Annotated in this window: 1 protein-coding gene; it reads left to right on the top strand. The window is 53.8% G+C overall.

Going from position 1 to position 1221, the window contains the following annotated elements:
* The first annotated feature begins 63 nt into the window (after positions 1-63).
* Positions 64-1160, top strand: a protein-coding gene (locus Q4544_RS15690) for an IS3 family transposase (protein WP_407063057.1) whose coding sequence is annotated in 2 segments (ribosomal slippage) — positions 64-313 and positions 313-1160 — 1098 coding nt in all. Because the reading frame shifts where the segments join, the coding sequence is not laid out codon by codon here.
* Positions 1161-1221 lie beyond the last annotated feature (61 nt).

Below are 1221 nucleotides of genomic sequence, written 5' to 3'. Positions count from 1 at the left end.
TGACCTGAGCCCCTAAAACTCCTCCAAATTTGTGTAGAGTCCGCCCAACAAAAGGACGGACAAATGAAGGCACGATTTACGGACGAACAGATCATTGCGATGATCAAGGAACAGGAAGCTGGTGAGAAGACCGCTGACGTGTGTCGGCGGCATGGGATCAGCTCGGCGACGTTCTACAAATACAAATCGAAGTATGGCGGCATGGAGCCATCTGACGCGAAGCGGTTGCGGGCGTTGGAAGACGAGAACGGCAAGCTGAAGAAGTTGCTGGCGGAACAAATGCTGGACAACGCTATGCTGCGAGACATCAACTCAAAAAAGTGGTGACGCCCGTGGCAAAGCGGAAAGCTGTGGTTCATTTGATGGAGGTCCATCAGGTCAGCCAGCGGCGGGCGTGTAATGTTCTGCGAGTTGATCGATCGTCAGTGCGGTATCTTTCGCGTCGTGGCGATGATGCGAAACTACGAGATGCAATCAAGCGGGTATCCAGAGAACGGCGACGGTTTGGATGCCGCCGTGTCCACGTGATGATCGCGCGGGAAGGTTTTTCCGTGAACCACAAGAAGGTGAGGCGCATTTATACCGAAGAGAAGCTTCAGGTGCGCCACAGAGGCGGTAGAAAGCGTGCTTTGGGCACGAGGAAGCCGATGGTGCTGCCCGATGGCCCAAACCAACGCTGGAGCTTGGACTTCGTGTCAAATGCGTTGACGGATGGTCGAAGGTTTCGCGTTCTTACCGTCGTTGATGACTTCAGTCGTGAGAACTTGGTGCTGGTGGCTGATACTTCGCTGTCCGGCCACCGCGTTGCACGCGAGTTGGATCGGATCATCGCTGAACGCGGCATGCCAAAGACAATTGTGTCGGACAATGGAACTGAGTTCACCAGTATGGCGATCCTCAAATGGGTCCAGGAAACCGGCATTGATTGGCATTACATCGCGCCTGGGAAGCCCCAGCAGAACGGCTTCATTGAAAGCTTCAACGGCAAACTGCGAGACGAATGCCTCAACGAAACGCTGTTTGGCACATTAAGTGATGCACGCAAAACGCTTGAAGAATGGCAGGAAGACTACAACTGGTGCAGACCACATTCAGCATTGGGCAACCTGACACCGATGGAATTTCTGCAGAGAAAGGCGATGGACAAGATGGCGGCCTAACGCCAAAGATTTAACTCCAAGGACTCCACGCAAAGCTGGAGGAGACTTGGGGCTCAGGTCA

The organism is Cognatishimia sp. 1_MG-2023, from assembly GCF_030548175.1.
GTDB lineage: Bacteria > Pseudomonadota > Alphaproteobacteria > Rhodobacterales > Rhodobacteraceae > Cognatishimia.
The sequence above is the reverse complement of the archived record's forward strand: the minus strand, read 5'-3'. Positions and strand labels throughout refer to the sequence as shown.